The following is a 19,975-nucleotide window of genomic DNA, read 5'->3' as shown; positions in this document are numbered from 1 at the left end:
ACAGGGGCGCCGGGATGATCCCCGCGGCCTCAGCCGGAAGGATCTGCGGGCAGGTGGTGGCCGCCACCCGCCCAGGAGCTATAGTGCCTAGGCCTCGCAGTCGCGGCAGTACTTCACGCCGTCCTTTTCGCGGGCCAGCTGTGAGCGGTGGCGGACCAGGAAGCAGGAACCACAGGTGAATTCGTCGGCTGCCTGGGGCAGCACGCGGACGACCAGTTCATCATCGACGATCGCGCCGGGCAGTTCCGGGCCGTCCAGGGCTTCGCCTTCGTCCAGCTCCTCGGTGACGGTGCGGGCGTTGGGGGCATCCATCTCCTTGACGCGTTTGAGGGTTTCCTCGCTGCGCTCGGCGACGTCGGGGCGGGCTTCGTCGTAGTCCTGGGCCATGGTTGTGCTCCTCATGTTGTTGATGTATGCCCCGCAAGGATAGGACAGCCGGGCGTATTTCGTGGAAAATTCCACTGCTGGCGAACCAAGGGACGAAAGCTGGTTCGTCCTCCCGCGGATCCAAGCGGTTCCGGAGTCCCCCATGTGGCGGAAACCAGCCGATCGACTGGTCACGCCTGAAAGAAAAACGAGTCCCGTCGAGGCTTCAGCCCCGCCTGGACTCGCATTGTGTGGAGCTTGGGGGAATCGAACCCCCGACCTTTTCATTGCGAACGAAACGCTCTACCAACTGAGCTAAAGCCCCGCGCGGATGTTGCCACCCGCGGATACCACGTGCGACAGCTTAACGCACTTCACGGCCACAGCACAAAACTGGGCGCGGGCGCCTTAGCTGTTGCGGCCCCGGGCGGCCACGGTCCACCGATCGACTACCCGGTAGGCCCCACCCGCACCGGAGTCGGCGCCCTCACGTCGGACCACCGTCACCGCGTCCACGAGGTTCGGCACCAGGCAGACATGATTCGGGATGACCTGCAGCTTTTCCCCCTGCAGCGGCAGCCGGGAGGCTTCCGGGAAGTCCACGGTGGCGTGGTGTTCGGACAGGGCCGTCACGCGGGCTTCCGGACTCCACAGGATGCGGGCAAACCCGCTGACCCACGAGGGGCGGTCCCCGCCAAGGACCTTCGTTCCGGCGTCGAGCACCACCTGGCCGCCGCCGTGGGGCGCCGGACGCCGGGAGACCACGGTGGAGGCGACGGTCAACGCAATGTCCGCGAAACCGCAGTGGCCCATTTCCAATTGCTGTGCATCGTTGAAGACATAGACGCCGGGCCTGACCTCCGTGGCTACGCCCGGTTCCAGCGCGTGCGCCGTGGGGGTGGAGCCGCCACTGAGTTCGAGATCGCCGAATCCTGCGGCCCGGAGATCACGCGCGGCGTCGGACAAGGCCCGCGATTCATCGTCGACGGCCCCCGTCGCGGCGCCGGGGCCGTAGCCGTGACCGGGGAAGGTGAAGAGCCCGTCAACCCGCAGGCCGGCGGTCCGGGCGGCACGGGCAATCTCCGCTGCGCCTTCTGGTGCCGTCCCGCTCCGGTGGTGTCCGCTATCGAGTTCGATCATCACCCCGAGGCTCCCGGCTTCGACTCCCAGCCAATCGGCGAGATTGAGTACGCCCTCGACCGAGTCCGCGCCCACACGCAGTCGCGTCCTGCCGGCGAGTGCCTTGATCCGCGGAGCCATCGGCTTCCCCACCCACAGGGGGTAGGCGATGAACAGGTCCTGCACGCCCGCTTCGGCAAAGGTCTCGGCCTCCCCGACGGTCGCCACCGTCAGCCCACACGCACCGGCGGCCAGTTGTAGTTCGGCGAGCTGCGTGATCTTGTGCGTCTTGGCGTGCGGGCGCAGCCGCTGGCCACGTGCGGCGACGACGCCGGCCAGCTCGTTGATGTTGCGCTGGAGGATATCGAGGTCGATCAGGACCTCGGGGGTCTGGAGGGACTCGCGGATGGTCGGGGCAAGCGTCATGCCCTTAGTGGCCGCCATCGCGTGCCACGCCGTCGTCGTGTTTCAGTCCTTCGCGGGTGGCCGTGTACTGGCGATCGATATAGGCCTCCAGCTCGGTGCGCTCCACGCGCCACACGCCCCGGCCACCCACCTTGATGGCGGGAAGATCGCCACTGCGCACCAGCGAACGCACCTGGGGCATGTTGACGCTCAACTCCTCGGCGACGTCCTCAAGGCGCATGAATCTCATACCTCGAAGTTAGCGCTAGTGAGCCGTTGATTCCAGTCGCTGGCCACCATGTGGGGACAACCTGAGGCAGAACCACGAAAGGGCGGCCCCACGTAACGAAGGCCCGCAGATTCCCTCGCAGGGAATCGGCGGGCCATACTCGTAGCTGGCTATCGGTTGCGGGCCTGGTGGGCCGTGCCGTCCCGACGGCAGGGGTGTCGCCGCCGGATCGTCAACCTGACATCCCAATGTCGGTAACATTGTTCAGTTTCTGGCTCCAATAGATCACCGACCGGTCATTACGTGCAACACAGTTGATCTGCATTGGTCATACTGACTATTCTGGACACCTGCCCGTCAACCCCTTTGGTCATTTTGACCGGAGGGATCGGCACCCTCCGACACATCCCCCAGCAAAGGAGCCCCCGGGTGACACCTGAGTCATATCAACTCGATGCCACGGACCGGCGCATCCTGGCCGCCATGGACCAGGATCCCCGGATCCCCATCATGATGCTGGCCCAGCGCCTGGGCCTGGCCCGCGGCACCGTGCAGTCACGCCTCGAGAAGCTCGCGGCATCGGGCGCCCTGCGCCCGAACAGCAGCCGGGTCACGCCGGCGGCACTGGGTCGTGGCGTGGCGGCGTCGGTGTCCGCGGAGCTGGACCAGTCGATGCTCGACGACGCCATCGCGGCGCTCAGCGAGATCCCCGAAGTCCTGGAATGCTTCGCCCCCGCCGGGGACACCGACCTGCTCATCCGGGTGGTTGCCTCGGATCCCGATGACCTCTACCGGGTCAGCGAGGTCATCCGCTTCTGTCCGGGCATCACGCGCACGTCCACGACGATGTTCCTGCGCGAGGTCATCCCCTACAGGACCACGGGGCTGCTGTCCGGCCAGGATTAACCGTCCTGGGCGGCACGGGTGATCCGTTCGGCCATGCCACGGAAGATGAAGCCGTGGAAGGGCAGCACCGCCAGCCAGTAGAGCCGGCCGGCGAGCCCGCGGGGGAAGAAGATGGCCCGTTGCCGGTAGACGCTGCCGGTGCCGTCGGGATCGACCCGCAATTCCAGCCAGGCACCGCCCGGCGCCTTCATCTCGGCACGCAGCCGGAGAATTCTTCCGGGTTCGAGCGCCTCGACACGCCACCAGTCGACCACGTCGTTGAGCTGCAGGCTGCTGCGGCTCCGGCGGCCACGGCGCAGGCCGACACCTCCACCGATCTTGTCCATCCATCCGCGCACCGACCAGGCCAGGGGCATCGAATACCACCCGTTGTCCCCGCCGATGCCCTCGATGACCTTCCAGACCCGGTCCGGTGCCGCCGTCGTCGTCCGTTCGCGCACATCGGTGAAGACGGTGCGCCCGGACCAGTCGGGATCACTGGGCAAGGGTTCCGCCGGCTCCGCCGTGTCGCGCGAGGTGGCCCAGGACGTCTCGACCGCATCTGCCTCGATTTTCAGCAGTGCAAGCTCCACCGAGCGGCGGTATCCGGTCAGGCCCCCGGCCGGCGGCGGGATGAGGCCGTCGATGGACCGGTCGCGCATGACGCAGTCGTGCTGCAGTGATTCGACGAGGGGCAGTGCCAGACCCCGCGGGATGGGCGTCACGAGGTTGACCCACTGGCCCGCGAGCCAGGGGGTCAGCACCGGCAGGGCCAGGACGACAGGTTGCCGCAGGCCCGCGGCGGCGGCATAGCCACGCATCATCTGCGCGTAGGTCAGGACGTCGGGCCCGCCGATGTCGTAGGTCCCGGCCCTGTCGGCGGGCAGGTCGACTGCGGCCAGCAGGTAGTGCAAGGCGTCGCGCACCGCAATGGGCTGGATCCGGTTCAGCACCCAGCGGGGGGCCGGCATCACCGGCAGGACGTCGGTCAGGTGGCGGATCATCTCGAAGCTCGCCGAGCCCGACCCGATGAGCAGTCCGGCCTGCAGTACGAGCGTCGGCACGCCGGAATGCCCCAGGATGCGCCCGACTTCGGTCCGCGACGCCAGGTGGCGGCTCAGCTCGCCCTCGGGATGCAGGCCGGAGAGGTAGACGATGCGCCCGACACCGGCCGTCCGCGCAGCGGCGCCCAGCTGCAGGGCGCACAGCCGCTCGGTCCGTTCGAAGTCCCCGGCACCACCCATGGAATGGACCAGGTAGAAGACGACGTCGATGTCCTCCACGAGTGCCTGGGCTGCGGATACATCCTCCAGCGTGCCTTCGACCACCTCGACCTGCGGCCCCCAGGGCACATCGCGGAGCTTGGCCGGGCTGCGGCTGAGCACCCGGACGTCATGTCCGGCCTCGAGCAACCGCGGCACCAACCGTCCGCCGACGTAACCGGTCGCCCCGGCCACGGCCACGCGGCTCATCGGGTGCCTCCATCGTGGTGGACGGCCAGCTGGTGTCGTGGCGCCCGGGCTTCCCGGACCCGGTAGACCAGGGCCCCCGCGACCACCAGCGCCGCGGCGGCGCCGGCCGCCCAGGCGATCGGGACCGATTGCGTGCCCCCGTCCAGCCGGCCGACGGCGATCCAGGCCAACCCCCAGGCCAGTGCCGCCGCCGGGGCCAGGCGTCCACCGGTGGCGGCTGCCAGAGTGATGCCGATCGCGGCCGCCACGGCCAGCACGGCAGCGGCCACGACCGCGGTCGCGCCGTCCGAGGTCTGCGCACCCCGCGACGCCAGCAGGGCGGAGATGTTGGCGACGGTGGCCACGCTCACCCAGCCCAGGTACAGGCCGAACGTGGTGCCCACGACCAGCCGCTCCGTCCGCCCGTTCGCCGCGGTGCGCAGGATGAGGATGAAGGTCCGCGCGAGGACGGCCAGCAGGACGACGATGACCATGACGCTGAGCAGGAGCTGTCCCCCTTGCACCACCCAGATCCACGCGGCATTCAGCAGCGCCGATACCGCCGCCCACGGCCGCAGGCGGTGCTGCAGTTCCGATCCGCGCCATGCGGGCAGCAGTTGGATCACCGCATGGACCACCAGCCCGGTGTAGATGACGCTCCAGATCGAGAAGGCCCCGGTTCCGGGAGCTAGCACGGTGCCGTCGGCGGACAGCCATCCTCCGGCGGCATCCTGGATCGGGGTGCCGCCGAGTGCCCCGCTGCCGAGGAACGCCCCGGCAACCGCCAAGGCCACCGCCGCCGCATAGAGCCAGGGCGAGGCCCGCAATGGTCGTTGCGGCCCGCGGCGTGCCTGTCTACTGTTGCCCATGATGGAGACCTCCTAAGTGATCCGTCGGCCCGTGGGGACTCGACATTTCCGATTTCATGCACCAGTATGTTGCTAGATTATCTGATTATCAAGATTTTGGTGGAGAATCATGAGCGACAGCAACCCGGCCCCCGCAGACCGGCCTCCCATGCACCCGGCTTCGGTGCTCCTGAGGAGGATCCTGGTGCTCAACGACACCGTCGAATACCGGATGCGCGTGCACCTGAAGACGAATGAAACCGACTTCCAGGCCATGCAGCATCTGCTCCAGTCGGGCCCAATGACCCACTCGGAACTGGCAGCCGAACTCCACCTGACGACTGCAGCCGTGACCAGCGTGATCGACCGCCTCGTGCGGGCCGGACACGTCCGGCGCCACCCCCACCCCTCGGACCGGCGTCGGGTCGTGGTGGAACCGACCGAGTCCTCCGTCCGCGAGGCCATGGCCCAGCTCATGCCCATGATCATGGCCACGGACGCCCTGGTCCGGGGGATGGACCACGCCGGACAGCACGCGGTGACCACCTATCTCGACGGGGTCGTGGCGTCCATGCAGGATCGCATCGACGCCATGGCCTCCGCCGCCGGAGGGACAACGACATGAACCAGCCCTCAAACGCCCCGGCCCGGACAGCCGCCGCGCAGTGGCCCGGTCCGCCCGCTGGTGCCCGGGCAGCAGGCGGCACGGTTCCGTCGTTCTCCGACGACGGCGCCTGGACCGATTTCCGGTGTGCGGTCCGCGCCATCCTGGACGGCGAGGCGCAAGCCGCGCTAGGCCATGCTGGCGCCGACAATGCCCGCTTCGTCCAGCTCTGGGACCGCCTGGGCGGGAGCCTCGTGGGTGGCAAGCTGACCCGGCCCCGGCTGGTCCTGCTGTCCTACAGCGCCTTCGGCGGCCGCGACCGGCAGGCGGCCGCCACCCTCGGGGCGGCCTTCGAGATGCTCCATTCGGCGCTGTTGATCCACGACGACGTCATCGACCGCGACCTCGTCCGCCGGGGTCGACCCACGGTCGGGGCGTTGTACCGCCAGGACGCCCTGGAACTGGGGCATTCCGGTACCGAAGCCGATCATGCGGGGAACTCCGCCGCGCTGATCGGCGGCGACATCCTGCTGGCCGGCTCGCTGCGGCTCGCGGCCCGGGCGGGCGCGGCCACCGGAACCGCTGAGGACGTGCTCGATACCCTGAACGCAGCGGTGCTGGCGGCCGCCGCCGGGGAACTCGACGACCTTGTCTACTCGCTGGGTGGGCTGGACATCGACGTGGACCAGGTGCTGGACATGGAACGGCTCAAGACCGCCTCCTACTCGTTCGAGGCCCCGCTGCGCGCCGGCGCCGTGCTCGCCGGGGCCCCTGCACCGTCCGCCGAACGGATGGGGGCCATCGGACGGACCCTAGGCATCGCCTACCAGGTCATCGACGACGTCCTGGGGACCTTCGGGGACCCCGCCGAGACGGGGAAGTCCATCGATTCCGATGTCCGTTCGGACAAGAAGACGATCCTCGGCGCCTTCGCCGCCCACGACGAGTCCTACCTGGCCGCGCACGCCTCCTACCGCCGGGGCGAGGCCGGCATCGAGGACGTCCGCGCTGCCCTGTCGGCCGCCGGCGCCGAGGAGGCGGCGCGCCGCCTGGCGCATCGGCTCGTCCGACACGCCCTCGCCGATGCCGCCGACCTGGCACCGGAAACCACCCTGGCCGACGACCTGGCCGGCGTCTGCACCTTCATCCTGGAGCGCACCAAATGAACCCGGAAACCAGCCCCCTCGCCCGGTATTCCGACACTGCCAGCCGCAGCGCCGGCGTCGTCATCTCCCGCTATTCGACGTCCTTCGGCCTCGCCTGCAGGCTGCTGGGCCCGGCGGCACGCCGGAACGTGGAGAACATCTACGCGCTGGTGCGCGTGGCGGACGAAGCCGTCGATGGCGCAGCGGCCGCAGCCGGGCTCGATCCGGAGGCAGTGGGGGCACAGCTCGACCGCCTCGAACAGGAGGTCGACACTGCCCTCGGCACCGGATACAGCACCAACATGGTCGTCCATGCCTTTGCCTCCACCGCCCGGCGCCACGGCATCGGCCAGGACTTGACCGGTCCGTTCTTCGACTCCATGCGGGCGGACCTGACGATCGCCCGTCATGACGGGACGTCCCTGGACCGCTACATCTATGGCTCGGCGGAGGTCGTCGGGCTGATGTGCCTGCGCGTCTTCCGCGCCATGCCCGGTGCAGCGTCCGGGCATGACCAGGAGCTGGAGGCCGCGGCACGCAGCCTCGGATCCGCCTTCCAGAAGGTCAATTTCCTGCGCGACCTGGCAGCCGACCAAGACGAGCTCGGCCGGCGCTACCTGGGCGAGGCCGACTTCGACGACGCGGCAAAATCAGCGCTCGTCAACGAGATCCGTGCGGAACTGGACGCCGCCGCGACCGGCATCCCGTTCCTCGCCCCCGGTGCCCGACGTGCCGTCTCGCTGGCGCATGGGCTCTTCGCGGAACTGGTCGAACGGCTGGACGCCGTCCCGGTCAGCCACCTGCTGCAGCACCGCGTACGGGTCAGCGGCGCCGGCAAGGCTGCCATCCTGCTGCGCGTCGCCACGAGCCGCCCCGTCCGCGCTGCGGGCGCCGCCTGATGGCGCGCATCACCGTCATCGGCGGCGGCATCGCGGGCCTGGCCAGCGCCGGGCTCCTGGCCCGTGACGGGCACGAGGTGACGCTGCTGGAACGCGGGGAGGGCCTCGGGGGCCGGGCCGGCCGGTACGCCGCCGACGGCTTCCGGTTCGACACCGGCCCCTCCTGGTACCTGATGCCCGAAGTCATCGACCATTGGTTCCGCCTGATGGGAACCAGCGCCGCCGAACAGCTGGACCTCGTCCCGCTCGCCCCCGCCTACCGGACCTGGTTCCAGGGACGGGCGCACCCGGTCGACATCCACTCCGGACGGGCAACGGCCACGGCCACGTTTGACTCCATGGATCCCGGATCCGGCCGGCTGCTGGACGCCTACCTCGACTCGGCAGCACAAACCTATGCCCTGGCCAAGGAGCACTTCCTCTACGACGACTTCGAGAGCAAGCGGGGGTTGCTGCACCCTGCCGTGCTGCGTCGTGGGGCCCGGATGGCCGCGCTGCTCGGCACGTCGTTGGGCCGATTCATCGCCCGCAGGTTCCGCGACCCGAGACAGCGCCAGCTGCTCGGCTACCCGGCGGTCTTCCTCGGCACCGATCCGTTCCACGCACCGGCCATGTACCACCTGATGAGCCACCTGGACCTGGCCGACGGCGTCCTCTATCCGCTCGGTGGCTTCGCCGCACTCGTCGATGCGCTGGAGGCCACGGCACGCCGAGCGGGCGTGGACATCCGCACCTCGTCGACCGTGACGGGCATCGACACCGCCGATGCCGACCCGGTCCGCCGACGGCCCCTGGGCAGGAAGGGAACCCGTGGGGTCGTCCGCGGCGTGGCCTACACCGGCCCCGATGGAAGGACGCGGTCGCTCGCCGCGGATCTGGTGGTCGCCGCGGCCGACCTGCACCACGTGGAGACGACACTCCTGCCCCCGGAACGACGCACGCACCCGGAACGGGTCTGGGCCCGCCGCGATCCCGGTCCCAGCGCGGTCCTGGTCTGCCTGGGCATTCGCGGTCGCCTCGACGAACTCGCCCACCACAACCTGTTGTTCACCGCCGACTGGCAGGACAACTTCGGGCGCATCCGTGCCGGCGGTGATCTGGCGGCGGAGACCTCCATCTATGTCTGCCGGCCCAGTGCCACCGACCCGGGCGTGGCCCCTGACGGAGACGAGAACCTCTTCATCCTCGTCCCCGCACCCGCGGTGCCCGTCTGGGGGACGGGCGGTATCGACGGAGCCGGGTCACCGCGCGTCGAGGCCGTGGCGGACGCCGCCATCGACCAGCTGGGGGACTGGTCTGGGGTCTCCGGCCTGCGCGACCGCATCGCCACCCGGCGGACCTTCGGCCCCGGGGACTTCGAACAGGACGTCAACGCCTGGCGGGGCAGCGCATTGGGAGCGGCCCACACCCTGCGCCAAAGCGCCTTCCTGCGTCCGGGCATCCGCAGCCGCAAGGTCGACGGGCTGCTCTATGCCGGCAGCTCGGTCCGTCCCGGAATCGGCGTGCCGATGTGCCTGATCAGCGCCGAGCTGGTGCTCAAGGCAGTGCGCGGGGACCGCCGGAGCGGACGCCTTCCCGAACCTGCAGTGGGGAACCCCTGATGGCCTACCTGCTCCTGTTGCTGGCCCTGCTGGGATGCATGGCACTGCTCGACGCGCGGTTCCGGCTCTTCTTCTGGGCCCGCCCCCTCGCCGCGGTGCTGGTCAGCGCCGTCGGACTCGGCTATTTCCTGAGTTGGGATCTCTTTGCCATCTCGGCCGGCATCTTCCTGCACCGGGAATCACCGCTGATGACCGGCATCATGCTGGGCCCCGAGCTTCCCCTGGAGGAACCCGTGTTCCTGCTGTTCCTCGTCTACCAGACCATGGTCCTGTTCACCGGCGCCCTGGCCTGGTTCCGGCGCAAGCCACAGCGCCCCACCGGGGCGCGCGCGTCCGATCCGGCTCGTGCTCCGGAGGACGCCCGATGAGCGCGTACACGGCACTGAATTGCGCGTTCGTGGGGTTTGCCCTGCTCCCCTTGATCGCCGCCGCGCTGAGCGGCCGCATCCGGCGCCGCACCCTGGCCGCCCTCGGCCTGGCGATCGGTGGGCTGCTGCTGCTGACCGCTGTCTTCGACAATGTCATGATCGGCGCGGGGCTGTTCACCTACTCCGCCGCGACACTGGAGGGCCCCACGGTCGGGCTGGCCCCGTTGGGGGACTTCGCCTACCCCCTCGGCGCTGCGATCCTGCTCCCCGCCGCATGGCTCCTGCTCACCGGCGACGAGGCAAGGGATCCACACCACGACCCGGAGGATCGATGATCGACCTGCTGCTGACCTCACGACCGGTGTCGTGGGTCAACACCGCCTACCCCTTTGCCGCCGCATACCTGCTCTCCACCGGTGGCATCTCCTGGGTCCTGGTCGTAGGCACCATGTTCTTCCTGCTGCCCTACAACCTGGCCATGTATGGCATCAACGACGTCTTCGACTACGAGTCCGATCTCCGCAACCCCCGCAAGGGCGGAGCGGAAGGGGCAGTCGTCGACCGTTCCCGGCACCGCGCCATCCTGTGGGCTTCCGGAATCACCGTCGTTCCGTTCGCCATCGTCCTGTCCACCCAGGGCACGGTCGCGGCCAACCTTGCCTTGCTGGTTTCGCTGGCGGCCGTCGTCGCCTACAGCGCGCCGCGGTTGCGGTTCAAGGAACGCCCCTTTCTGGATTCGGCCACGTCGAGCACCCACTTCGTCTCCCCGGCCATCTACGGGTTGCTGCTCGGCGGCGCCGATTTCTCCGCGGGCCTCTGGTGCCTGGTCGCCGCCTACTTCCTCTGGGGCATGGCCAGCCACGCGTTCGGGGCGGTGCAGGACATCGTGCCGGACCGCGAGACCGGGCTGGGCTCCGTGGGGACGGCCCTCGGTGCGCGCGCCACCGTGACGGCGGCCCTGACCGGCTATCGCGCCGCGGCCCTGTTGATGCTCGGCACCGCCTGGCCCGGCCCGCTGGCCGCGTTGCTGGCCCTGCCCTACATGGCCAACGTGCGGCCGTTCCTCCGCTTGGACGACGCCGGATCCGGGGTGGCCAACCGCGGTTGGAAGCGATTCCTGTGGCTGAACTACGTGACCGGGTTCTTCGTCACCCTGCTGCTCATCTGGTACGCGGCGATCCGATGACCTCCATCGTCTGGTTCCGTGATGACCTGCGCATCGCCGACAACCCCGCCCTGCTGGCCGCGGCCGCCGACGGCCCGGCGGTGGCCGCCTACATCCTCGACGAGGAGTCTGCCGGCATCCGCCCCCTGGGCGGCGCGGCCCGGTGGTGGCTGCACCGTGCCCTGGCCGTCCTGCGACGGGACCTCGCCGGTCTCGGCATCGACCTGGTCCTGCGCCGGGGCCCCGGAGCATCGGCGATCGCTGCGTTGTCCCGTGACGTCGCTGCCACCGCGGTGTACTGGAACCGGAGATATGGCCATCCGGAGCGCACCGTCGACGCCCAGGCCAAGAAGGCCCTCCGGGAGACCGGCGTCCATGTCGAGAGCTTCCAGGCATCGCTGCTGCACGAGCCGTGGACCCTGCAGACCGGCCAGGGCGGCCACTACCGCGTCTTCACGCCGATGTGGAACCGCCTCCGCGACATGGACATCAGGCATCCCCTGGGCCGCCCGTGTCCCGCTCCCGGAGGCGGTGACGTCGGCCCCATCGAGGGCGACGAGCTGGACGACTGGGGCCTCGTCGACACCAGCCCGGATTGGTCATCGAAGCTCGACCGGCACTGGGTCCCCGGCGAGGACGAGGCGTGGAAGGCCGTGCAGGAATTCACCGGCGAGGCGGTCCAGGACTACGCGGAGGGCCACGACGTCCCGGGCATCCGCGGGACCAGCCGCCTCTCCCCCTATCTGCGCTGGGGCCACGTCAGCCCGTTCCAGCTCTGGCACGCCCTCTCCCGCGGCCCGGCCGATGCACAGGCGGGGGCGCAGGCCTTCCTGCGGCAGCTGGGGTGGCGGGAGTTCTGCTGGCATCTGCTCTACCATCATCCGGACCTGGCGGCGCAGAACCTCCGGCCCGCGTTCGACCGGTTCCCCTGGCGCTGGCCGGACCGGCCCGCCGGCGAGACCCCGGACGCCCTGCGCGGGGACCCCGTGGCCCCGGAGCGGGCCCTTGCCGCCGCGGCCGAGCCGGTGGACGCCTGGAAGGCCGGGGCCACCGGCCTTCCCCTGGTCGACGCCGGCATGCGCGAGTTGTGGGAGACCGGCTGGATGCACAACCGGGTCCGCATGCTGGTCGCCAGCTTCCTGACCAAGAACATGGGCGTCCACTGGCGGGTGGGGGAACAGTGGTTCTGGGAAACCCTGGTCGACGCCGACGAGGCCTCCAACCCGGCGAACTGGCAATGGGTCGCCGGGTCGGGGGCTGATGCCTCCCCGTTCTTCAGGATCTTCAATCCACAGACCCAGGCCCGGCGCTTCGATGCCGACGGGTCGTATGTGGGCCGCTGGGTCCCCGAGGCCCTGCTTCCCGGATACCCGGAACCGATAGAGGATCTGGCCGGGTCCCGCCGTCGTGCCCTCGCCGACTACCAGGACACCCGGAAGGCATAGCCGCGGGGCCGGCTACTTCCGCCGGGTCAGCGTGCGGCCCTGGAAATAGGCGGGATGGCGCCAGCGCATGTAGAACATGAGGATGACGCCCAGCAGCAGGACTGAGACGCCGAGGATGAACACCATCCCGAGCCCGGCGATGTTGCTGCCGGAGCCGTAGCCGGGGTCCATCGAATCGACGGCCGTCTTCACGAACATGACCAGCAGGATGACGCCGCCCACCAGCGGGGCAAGCAGCTTGAAGACCACGGCCCGCGCGCTGGAGAACAGCTCGCGGCGGAAATACCAGACGCAGGCCAGTGCCGTGACGCCGTAGTAGAAGCAGATCATCATGCCCAGCGCGGTGATCGTGTCCCACAGCGCGTTCTCCGACAGCGTGCGGGTGATGACGTAGAACGCCGCCGCAGCCACGCCGGCGGTGATGGTCGCCGTCGAGGGGGACTTGAAACGCGGGGAGATCTTCCCATAGCCCGGGGGCAGCGCCTTGTAGTAGCCCATGGCCAGGATCGTGCGGGCCGGCGAGACGAACGTGGACTGCAGCGACGCGGCAGACGAGGACAGGATGGCCAGCGACATCAGGATCGCGAACGGACCCATGACCGGTCCCGCCAGGACCGCAAAGATCGATTCCTGGTTCTCCGGGTTGCCGGCACCGAGGCCGGTGTCGCCGATTCCGGCGAAGGAGATGACCGACAGCGAGACGACCATGTAGATGGCCATGATGACCAAGACGGTCAGCGTGGCGGCCCGCCCGGGTACCTTGTCGGGGTCCTTGGTCTCCTCGTTCATGGTCAGGGTGACGTCCCAGCCCCAGAAGATGAAGATGGACAGCGAGACTCCGGCGGCGAAGCCGGTCAGCGAGCCGACGCCGAAGGGATTGAACCATTCCCAGCTGATCGGGGTGGCGTCGAATGCTGACCCGTTGGCCACATGCGAGAACGCCGCGATCGCGAACCAGCCCAGCACCAGGACCTGGAAGGCGACGAGCACGTACTGGAAGGACTTCGTCGTCTCGATCCCCCGATAGGAGATCCAGCAGGCTCCTGCGATGAACACCAGCGTCGTGGCGATGTTCAGCCACAGCACGTTGGTCAGGTCGGCCAGTTCGGACCGGCCGGTGATCTGGGCCAGCATCAGGTAGAAGAAGTCGACGGCCACTGCGGCCAGGTTGGACAGGACGATGATCGTCGCGGCGATCAGCCCCCAGCCTCCCATCCAGCCGATCCAGGGGCCGAAGGCCCGGGTCGCCCAGGTGAACGACGTGCCGGAATCCGGCATGGCGGTGTTCAGCTCCCGGTAGCCCAGGGCCACCAGCAGCATCGGGATGAACCCGGCGATGAAGATGGCCGGCAGGTGGGTGCCGACCTCGGCCACCGTCGGGCCGAGGGCCGCCGTCAGCGTGTAGGCCGGGGCGATGCACGAGACGCCGATGACGACGGCTCCGAGCACTCCGACCGCCCCCTTGCTCAGCCCCTTCTCGCCCAGGCCGCTGGCCTGGTCCACTGCGGTGCGCCCCTCGGGGCCGGTTCCGGAATCGATGTTGGTCATGGTGGCTCCTAGGTCCGGATGGGTGCCGGCGGCTGGTGGTCGCGTGGAACGACGACCAGCGGGACGGTCAGGGTGCGCAGCATGCGCTGCGCTGTCGCGCCCAGGAACAGGCGCCGTCGGTGGGCCAGCCGGCTGGAGCCGACGACGGCCACTTCGTCGCGCTGCCAGGGCAGCGCCTGCACGGCTTCCTCGATGTTCCGCCCCTCGGCGACCACCGTCTCGGCGTGGATCGTCGCTTCGCGCACGACGGCGGCGACATGGCCCTGGAGCTCGGCCCGCCGTGTTGCCAGCTGGCCTTCATCGCCGTCGTCCTGCCCCAGCAGCGACACGATGCGCAGCCCGGCGCCACGCCTGCGTGCTGCAACGGCGGCGGTCTCGACCACTGCCGCGGCGCCGGGGCGGGTGCCGACGAAGGCCGTGACCCGATCCAGTCCGGTCGGGATCGCCGCACCCTCGCCCACCGGCGCCATGGCCACCGGGACCGATGCCGAGTGCAGCAGTGCGGTGGCGACGGATCCCGGTCCCATGCGGGCCGCCAGCTTGCCCTGCCGGCCGCCGATGACGATCAACCCGGCCCCGGATTCAACGGCGAGGCCGCCCAGCCCTTCGGCCTCGGACGCGGCGCTGCGGACCACGACCCGCGCGGAGACCCCTGCGGGCACCAGTTCCAGCGCCTCCTGGGCCCAGGTGTCGACCTGCCCGGCGATGATGCTGCGGTAGCCGTGGTCGCCGCCGGGGTAGGTGGCGCTGAAGGGGGTGTGTTCGGGCAGGATCATGGCGATGTCCAGATGGGTCGCCTCCCCTGTCCCGGAAGCGCCGCCGCCCAGGGCGATTGCGAGCCGGACGGCTTCGGCGCCCCGGGCGTCTGCGGTGTAGCCGACGATGTAGCGCATGCCTCAGCGCTCCCCGAGGGCGGCGTCGATGCGGGCCGCGGTGCGCTTGCCCATCCGCACGGCTCCGTCGACGTGCTGGTACCCCTCGCCGGCCAGATCGGAGGAACTGAAGTAGATGGGGCCGACCGGCTCATGCTGTTCGGGGCCGAAGCGGTGCAGCCCTCCCAGGTCGTAGCTGGTGGCGTAGGCCCCGCGGGTCCACTCCTCCGCGCCGAAGTCGGACTCGAAGTACACGTCGGGCTCCAGCGCCTCCTCGCCGAGGAAGGCCGCCAGGTCCGCGAGGATCGCCCCCCGGCGGGCGTCGTCCCCGAGCGCGTAGAGTGCGTCGGCCTTTTCGTCGGACACGAAGCCGACCAGCGTCCCCCGCGGGTCGTCGAGCAGCGTGTTGTCGTAGACCTCCTGCACGTTGCGCGAGGGGCTGAAGCCGGTACCGGACAAGCCCTTGTCCCGCCAGAAGGGCGTGGGGTAGACCGCATGGACCTTGATGACCAGGCCCATCGATTGGTGCTGGTGGGTCACCTGCTGGCGCCGGGGCATCGGCGGCTCGTAGGAGATGCGCGAATACAGGTTGGGCGGCACGGCCAGGATGGCCTTCTTGGCCCTGACGGTGACCGTCGCGCCGTGGGCGGTGACCCCGTCGTCGTTCCATTCGATCCTCAGGACGGGGTTGTCCAGGTGCACCGCGTCCCCGAGGCGTTCGGCCAGGGCCTTCGAGACGCCCTGCATGGTGCCCACGATGCGCCGGTCCAGGATGAAGTCCTCGTCGACGAGGTTCGAGAACGAACCGGCCGAGGCGGCCATGAGCAGTGCCTGCAGTGCGGAGAAGGCGTGGGCCGGCTTGGTCAGCATTCCGCCGGCGATGAACAGCCCGATGTTGGTGCAGGCCTCCTCGTTGTCCGAGAGGTTGCGCAGCCAATGGTGGAAGGAGATGGTGTCCAGCTCGCGGGCACGCGCGTGCTCCCAGGGCTTGTCGGGATCGATTTCGGCGGCGAGCCGGTCCATTTCGGCGATGAGCTTGTTGGTCTCCCCGATCGCCTCGGCACCGATCGGGAAGTCGCCGCCCGTGTATTCGGTGCGGGTCCCGTCGGCGGCGATGAAGACCCCGGCGCCGTCGCGGTAGCGCGGATAGGTGCCGATGCCCAGCTCGTCGATGAGCCCGTAGAGCCCCGTCTGGTCCGGGGAGATCCACTGCCCTCCCAGCTCCAGCGTTGCGCCGTGGACCTCGTCGGTCCAGGTGCGTCCGCCCACCCGGCCCCGGGCTTCGAGGACGGCGACGGACCGCCCGGCCTGGGTGAGCGCGTGGGCTGCGGTGAGTCCGGAGGGTCCGGCGCCGATGATGACGACATCGCGGTCGATCGTTGCCATGGTTGTCTCTGCTTCCTGTCCGTGACGACTAAATGAATTGAGTTCATTTACTAGAATGATGATAGGACTAGGGCACGGATTTGTGAAGAGGAACACGTAGGGAGTTTTCTGGTGGGATCGGCAAAGGGGGCCACTCCGGCGCAGCAGGCGGCCCCACGGCGCAGGGCGGGCCGGCCCCGGGGGGAGCTGCTCAACCGCTCCAAGATCAGCGACAGCGCATTGCGCCTGGTCGCCGACCGCGGCTACGAGGCACTGACCATGTCCGCGCTGGCCAAGGCGCTGGGGGTGGCCGCCTCTGCCCTGTACAACCACGTCGGCTCCAAGCAGGAGGTGCTGCAGCTGGTCCAGGACCGGGTGATGGACGACGTCGATTGTTCCGGGTTCGCGACGCTGCCGCTGGAGGCCGCGGTGCGCCGGTGGGCGGAGTCCTACCGCGACGTCTTCGCGCAGCACTCCCCCCTGGTTCCGGTCATCGCCGTGCTCCCGGTCTCGGGTTCGCCCCGGACCTTGCGGATGTACGAGGAGGTGGCGGCGGGATTCGCGCGGGCCGGCTGGGAGGAGTCCCGGATCATCCCGGCCATCGTGTCCCTGGAGTCGTTCATCTTCGGATCGGCGCTCGACGCCGTGGCGCCGAAGGACATCTTCGACGTGGGCCCCCTGTCCGACGGGGTCCCCGCATTCTCCGCGGCAGTGGACAGCCAGCGGGCCACGGGAACGGACGCCGCGCAGGACGCGTTTGGCTACGGACTGGACGCCCTGTTGCGGGGATTGCTGGCCGAGAGCCCCTGATCGAACCGGGAGAGCCGCAGACGCAGGCGGCAGTACCGGCCAGGACTGGTAGCGTGAAGCCTGATCCACCGTTTCCGCCACCTTGGAGCAGCCGTGCAGGTGCCGACCAGGTCCTTCGACCTCCACGCCGTGGTGCAGCCACTCGTGGGGCCGGTCCCGGCCCCGGACCTCCATGTGATGACCTGGAACATCCGCCGGCGCATGCCATGGTGGTGGCCGCCCCCGGCGGACAGGTGGCGGCTCCGCAAACCGCTGCTCCACCGCCTGCTGGCCGCCGAGCACCCCACGATCCTGGGTCTGCAGGAAGTGATGCCGGACCAATCCGAGGACATCCGCACGCTGCTGGGACCCGGATACGCCCACGTGGGCAGCGGCCGGTCGGCGACCCGTGGTGGTGAGCGGTGCGAGATCCACTACGAGACGGCACGGCTGCGGCCCCTGGAAGCCGACACCTGGTGGCTCTCCGCACGTCCCGGCAAGCCGGGCTCGCGTTCCTTCGGCAACCTCGTCCCGCGGCTGGTCACCCAGGCCCGGTTCGAGGACCTGCGCACCGGGGTCCACTTCAACGTGCTGGTCGTGCAGCTGGACCATCTCAGCCGCCGCTCCCGCACCCTCTCGGCGGAACTGCTCCTGCACCGCGTCAGGGACCTGGAAGGGCCGACCGTGCTGATGGGCGATTTCAACGACGACGCCGGCTCCAGCCTGCACGGACGCCTCGCCGATGGCCACGCGCTTCAGGACGCCCTGGTGCTGGCCGGCTCCCGGGCCGGCACCGGCTGCGGCACCTACACCAGGTACCGCCCGCCCCGGCCGAAGGGGCGACGCCTGGACTGGATCCTCGCCACCCCGACAGCGACGGTCCGCCTGGCGGCAGTGAACGCCGTGCGGATCGCGGGCCGGGCCGCATCGGACCACGAGCCGGTCCACGCCGTCCTGGCCTGGGACGCGGCGGCACCGGGGCACCCCGAGCGGAGCCGGCCATGGACGGTTTGATCCCTGCCTTCCTGCGGCGTCCGGAATCGCACGCAGAGCGGGTGGCCGACGGCGTCCGGATCCTGGCAGCCGCCAGCGTCGTGGCCGCTGCGCTGGGCTGGGGGTGGATCCAGTTCGCCGTCTTCATGCTGGCCCTGCTGGCGACGCTGGCCCCGCGGGCCCTCGCCCTCCCCGGCCCCCTCGACATCGCCGTCGGCATCACGGCCCTGGTCGCTGCGTGGAGCAACGTGCTGGACCTCTATGAGCACCTCCCCGGTTGGGACAAGTTCATCCACGGACTGCTGGGCGGACTCGTGGCCCTGCTGGCCGTCACCCTCGCCCAGCGTGCCGGTTCCGTCCCGGCGCCCGGCGACCCGCGGGCCATGCCGATGCTGGTGTCGGCGACCGTGGCCTTCGGCCTGGCGACGGGCGCCGTCTGGGAAATGCTCGAGTGGGCAGGGCACACCTATATCGACCCCGCGGTCCATGTGGGCTATGACGACACCATCGGCGACCTGGCGGCCGACGGTATCGGCTCCCTGGTCGCGGCCCTCCTCTGGTTCCCCTACCTCCGAAGGGTGGGGCATCGGCATCCTAGCGGCGCGCGCACCGGCCACCATGAGGTGCCCCGGCCATGAAGGGGACGGTCCGCCCGGAGGCACCGCTGCCGACGGTCAGCGTCGTCATCCCGGTCAAGGACGACGTCGGCATGCTGCGCCATTGCCTGGGCGCCCTCGCGCAGCAGGAGCAGGCTCCCCACGAGGTCATCGTCGTGGACAACGCCTCATTCGACGACAGCGCAGCGGTCGCCCGCGCCGCCGGGGCACGTGTCGTCGTGGAGCCGCGGGCCGGCATCGGCATGGCCAGCGCGGCGGGCTACGACCAGGCCAGCGGCGAGGTCATCGCCCGCCTGGACGCCGATTCGGTACCCGGACCGGGATGGGTGGCGGCGGTGGCGCGGACGTTTGCGGCTGATGCGGAGCTGGACGCCATCACCGGCCCCGCGCGGTTCACCGACGGACCGGCCGCCGCACGTTGGCCGGCGCTGCTGGCCTATCTCGCCCCCTACTTCGTCCTCACCGGCCTGGCCTTGGGGCACACACCGCTGTTTGGTTCCAACATGGCCTTCCGCCGTGACGCCTGGCGCGAGGTTCGCGGGGCCCTGCACCTGGAGGATTGGCTGGTGCACGACGACGTGGACCTTTCCTTCCACCTCGGCGTCGGCCATACGCTGCGCTTCTGCCCGTCCATCAACGTGGGCATCTCGATGCGCCCGTTCTCCGACGGCGGCGGGCTCCTGCGGTTGCGGCGGGGGTTCCACACCGTCTTCCTGCATTGGCCCGACGAGGCACCGTGGCACCGGTTCGCCCGCCGTGCGCGGGGCGCGATCGGCCGCCTCCCCCGCGGGGCGTCCACCGATGGTGGACGGCGGCCCGGCCGGGCCTAGTACCCCGGGTTGGTCATCATGGCCTGCAGCATCTCGGAGTTCCCCGAGTTGTAGGCCAACCAGAGGACGGCGCCGCTGAGCGCGACGACGACTCCGCCCCACACGGCGCCGACCTTGGCCAGGAACCGGGCCTCGTCGCGCTTGATGGAGAGCTTGTCGGCCTTGAAATCGTCGCTGAGGCGCCCCAGCCGCGCGACCGGGGAATCGGTGATGCGCGGCGTCATGTCGACCAGCGAATTCGCCGCCCAGTCGGTGCGGCCACCGCGCAGGCGGGCGATGGTGATGTCGTGCTTGCGGTTCTGCAGGAGTTCGGTGATGCTCTCGCCGTGGCGCGCCAGCAGGATGTCCTCGCCCAGGTGTAGCGCCTTTTCCGACACCAGCCCCTGACGTGTAGGTGCTCCACGCATGACGACACTCCCTTCGGCGGAACC

22 protein-coding genes and 1 tRNA gene are annotated in these 19,975 nt (G+C 69.8%); 13 read left to right on the top strand and 10 right to left on the bottom strand.

The features are described 5' to 3' along the window. Nucleotides 1-87: 87 nt before the first annotated feature. The 4 genes from ABD088_RS08505 to ABD088_RS08490 all read right to left on the bottom strand — a co-directional run bounded on the left by ABD088_RS08505 (nucleotide 88) and on the right by ABD088_RS08490 (nucleotide 2,131). On the bottom strand, nucleotides 88-387 hold the full coding sequence (locus ABD088_RS08505; protein ID WP_343901675.1) for a DUF4193 domain-containing protein: 300 nt from the start codon (nucleotides 385-387) through the stop codon (nucleotides 88-90). Between the two features lie 231 nt (nucleotides 388-618). Continuing rightward, nucleotides 619-691 (bottom strand) — tRNA-Ala (locus ABD088_RS08500). Between the two features lie 83 nt (nucleotides 692-774). Further along, nucleotides 775-1,911 carry an alanine racemase gene (locus ABD088_RS08495; protein ID WP_343901468.1) on the bottom strand — a complete coding sequence of 379 codons (1,137 nt, stop codon included), beginning with the start codon at nucleotides 1,909-1,911 and terminating at the stop codon, nucleotides 775-777. 4 nt (nucleotides 1,912-1,915) lie between these two features. Further along, entirely contained in the window at nucleotides 1,916-2,131 is a 216-nt protein-coding gene (locus tag ABD088_RS08490; RefSeq protein ID WP_343901674.1) for a helix-turn-helix domain-containing protein, read from the bottom strand. A gap of 417 nt (nucleotides 2,132-2,548) precedes the next feature. Between ABD088_RS08490 and ABD088_RS08485 the strand changes: the two genes are divergently transcribed. Next, nucleotides 2,549-3,025: an Lrp/AsnC family transcriptional regulator gene (locus ABD088_RS08485; RefSeq protein ID WP_343901467.1), complete on the top strand. Its 477-nt coding sequence runs from the start codon at nucleotides 2,549-2,551 to the stop codon at nucleotides 3,023-3,025. Here the strand turns inward: ABD088_RS08485 and ABD088_RS08480 are convergent. Together ABD088_RS08480 and ABD088_RS08475 are read right to left on the bottom strand one after the other, a co-directional pair. Next, nucleotides 3,022-4,476: an SDR family oxidoreductase gene (locus ABD088_RS08480; protein WP_343901465.1), complete on the bottom strand. Its 1,455-nt coding sequence runs from the start codon at nucleotides 4,474-4,476 to the stop codon at nucleotides 3,022-3,024. The two genes, ABD088_RS08485 and ABD088_RS08480, sit on opposite strands and share 4 nt — an antisense overlap. After that, nucleotides 4,473-5,324 (bottom strand): TspO/MBR family protein, encoded by an 852-nt coding sequence (locus ABD088_RS08475; protein ID WP_343901463.1) that lies wholly within the window; start codon nucleotides 5,322-5,324, stop codon nucleotides 4,473-4,475. The genes ABD088_RS08480 and ABD088_RS08475 overlap by 4 nt, the downstream gene beginning before the upstream one ends. A 109-nt stretch (nucleotides 5,325-5,433) precedes the next feature. Here ABD088_RS08475 and ABD088_RS08470 point away from each other — a divergent pair, with 109 nt between their 5' ends. Genes ABD088_RS08470 through ABD088_RS08435 form a run of 8 tightly spaced genes read left to right on the top strand, consistent with a single transcriptional unit; the run spans nucleotide 5,434 to nucleotide 12,530 of the window. Next, the gene (locus ABD088_RS08470; RefSeq protein ID WP_343901462.1) at nucleotides 5,434-5,928 is read left to right on the top strand and encodes a MarR family winged helix-turn-helix transcriptional regulator; all 495 of its coding nucleotides are present in this window, start codon (nucleotides 5,434-5,436) and stop codon (nucleotides 5,926-5,928) included. Next, the gene (locus tag ABD088_RS08465) at nucleotides 5,925-7,073 is read left to right on the top strand and encodes a polyprenyl synthetase family protein (protein ID WP_343901461.1); all 1,149 of its coding nucleotides are present in this window, start codon (nucleotides 5,925-5,927) and stop codon (nucleotides 7,071-7,073) included. The genes ABD088_RS08470 and ABD088_RS08465 overlap by 4 nt, the downstream gene beginning before the upstream one ends. Beyond that, a complete protein-coding gene (locus ABD088_RS08460) occupies nucleotides 7,070-7,951 on the top strand; it encodes a phytoene/squalene synthase family protein (protein WP_343901460.1) in 882 nt (293 codons plus the stop codon). Before ABD088_RS08465 ends, ABD088_RS08460 begins: the two co-directional genes overlap by 4 nt. Beyond that, entirely contained in the window at nucleotides 7,951-9,552 is a 1,602-nt protein-coding gene (crtI, locus tag ABD088_RS08455; protein ID WP_343901459.1) for a phytoene desaturase family protein, read from the top strand. The genes ABD088_RS08460 and crtI overlap by 1 nt, the downstream gene beginning before the upstream one ends. Beyond that, on the top strand, nucleotides 9,552-9,920 hold the full coding sequence (locus ABD088_RS08450) for a lycopene cyclase domain-containing protein (RefSeq protein WP_343901457.1): 369 nt from the start codon (nucleotides 9,552-9,554) through the stop codon (nucleotides 9,918-9,920). The genes crtI and ABD088_RS08450 overlap by 1 nt, the downstream gene beginning before the upstream one ends. Beyond that, complete coding sequence (locus ABD088_RS08445) at nucleotides 9,917-10,255, top strand: lycopene cyclase domain-containing protein (protein ID WP_343901456.1); 339 nt, start codon at nucleotides 9,917-9,919, stop codon at nucleotides 10,253-10,255. The genes ABD088_RS08450 and ABD088_RS08445 overlap by 4 nt, the downstream gene beginning before the upstream one ends. Then, nucleotides 10,252-11,106 carry a prenyltransferase gene (locus tag ABD088_RS08440; RefSeq protein WP_343901455.1) on the top strand — a complete coding sequence of 285 codons (855 nt, stop codon included), beginning with the start codon at nucleotides 10,252-10,254 and terminating at the stop codon, nucleotides 11,104-11,106. The genes ABD088_RS08445 and ABD088_RS08440 overlap by 4 nt, the downstream gene beginning before the upstream one ends. Further along, nucleotides 11,103-12,530 (top strand): cryptochrome/photolyase family protein, encoded by a 1,428-nt coding sequence (locus tag ABD088_RS08435; protein WP_343901453.1) that lies wholly within the window; start codon nucleotides 11,103-11,105, stop codon nucleotides 12,528-12,530. Before ABD088_RS08440 ends, ABD088_RS08435 begins: the two co-directional genes overlap by 4 nt. A 12-nt stretch (nucleotides 12,531-12,542) precedes the next feature. Here the strand turns inward: ABD088_RS08435 and ABD088_RS08430 are convergent, their stop codons facing one another. The 3 genes from ABD088_RS08430 to ABD088_RS08420 are packed head-to-tail and all read right to left on the bottom strand — an operon-like array spanning nucleotide 12,543 to nucleotide 16,336. Next, complete coding sequence (locus ABD088_RS08430) at nucleotides 12,543-14,078, bottom strand: APC family permease (protein ID WP_343901451.1); 1,536 nt, start codon at nucleotides 14,076-14,078, stop codon at nucleotides 12,543-12,545. A gap of 8 nt (nucleotides 14,079-14,086) precedes the next feature. After that, nucleotides 14,087-14,971, bottom strand: a complete 885-nt coding sequence (locus ABD088_RS08425) for a universal stress protein (protein WP_343901450.1) — start codon at nucleotides 14,969-14,971, stop codon at nucleotides 14,087-14,089. A 3-nt stretch (nucleotides 14,972-14,974) separates the two neighbouring features. Next, nucleotides 14,975-16,336, bottom strand: coding sequence for a flavin monoamine oxidase family protein (locus tag ABD088_RS08420; protein WP_343901448.1), 1,362 nt, complete (start codon nucleotides 16,334-16,336; stop codon nucleotides 14,975-14,977). Between the two features lie 111 nt (nucleotides 16,337-16,447). Between ABD088_RS08420 and ABD088_RS08415 the strand changes: the two genes are divergently transcribed. The 4 genes from ABD088_RS08415 to ABD088_RS08400 all read left to right on the top strand — a co-directional run bounded on the left by ABD088_RS08415 (nucleotide 16,448) and on the right by ABD088_RS08400 (nucleotide 19,544). Then, nucleotides 16,448-17,125: a TetR/AcrR family transcriptional regulator gene (locus tag ABD088_RS08415; RefSeq protein WP_343901446.1), complete on the top strand. Its 678-nt coding sequence runs from the start codon at nucleotides 16,448-16,450 to the stop codon at nucleotides 17,123-17,125. A 93-nt stretch (nucleotides 17,126-17,218) separates the two neighbouring features. Then, on the top strand, nucleotides 17,219-18,118 hold the full coding sequence (locus ABD088_RS08410) for an endonuclease/exonuclease/phosphatase family protein (protein ID WP_343901445.1): 900 nt from the start codon (nucleotides 17,219-17,221) through the stop codon (nucleotides 18,116-18,118). Continuing rightward, entirely contained in the window at nucleotides 18,106-18,735 is a 630-nt protein-coding gene (locus ABD088_RS08405) for a DUF2238 domain-containing protein (RefSeq protein ID WP_343901443.1), read from the top strand. The genes ABD088_RS08410 and ABD088_RS08405 overlap by 13 nt, the downstream gene beginning before the upstream one ends. Beyond that, a complete protein-coding gene (locus tag ABD088_RS08400) occupies nucleotides 18,732-19,544 on the top strand; it encodes a glycosyltransferase family 2 protein (protein WP_343901441.1) in 813 nt (270 codons plus the stop codon). The genes ABD088_RS08405 and ABD088_RS08400 overlap by 4 nt, the downstream gene beginning before the upstream one ends. On the opposite strand, the gene ABD088_RS08395 is transcribed toward ABD088_RS08400, so the two are convergent. Further along, a complete protein-coding gene (locus ABD088_RS08395; RefSeq protein WP_343901440.1) occupies nucleotides 19,541-19,951 on the bottom strand; it encodes a hypothetical protein in 411 nt (136 codons plus the stop codon). The two genes, ABD088_RS08400 and ABD088_RS08395, sit on opposite strands and share 4 nt — an antisense overlap. Between the last annotated feature and the right edge of the window lie 24 nt (nucleotides 19,952-19,975).

Origin of the sequence: Arthrobacter rhombi, from assembly GCF_039526245.1 — a bacterium.
GTDB lineage: Bacteria > Actinomycetota > Actinomycetes > Actinomycetales > Micrococcaceae > Arthrobacter_H > Arthrobacter_H rhombi.
The sequence above is the reverse complement of the archived record's forward strand: the minus strand, read 5'-3'. Positions and strand labels throughout refer to the sequence as shown.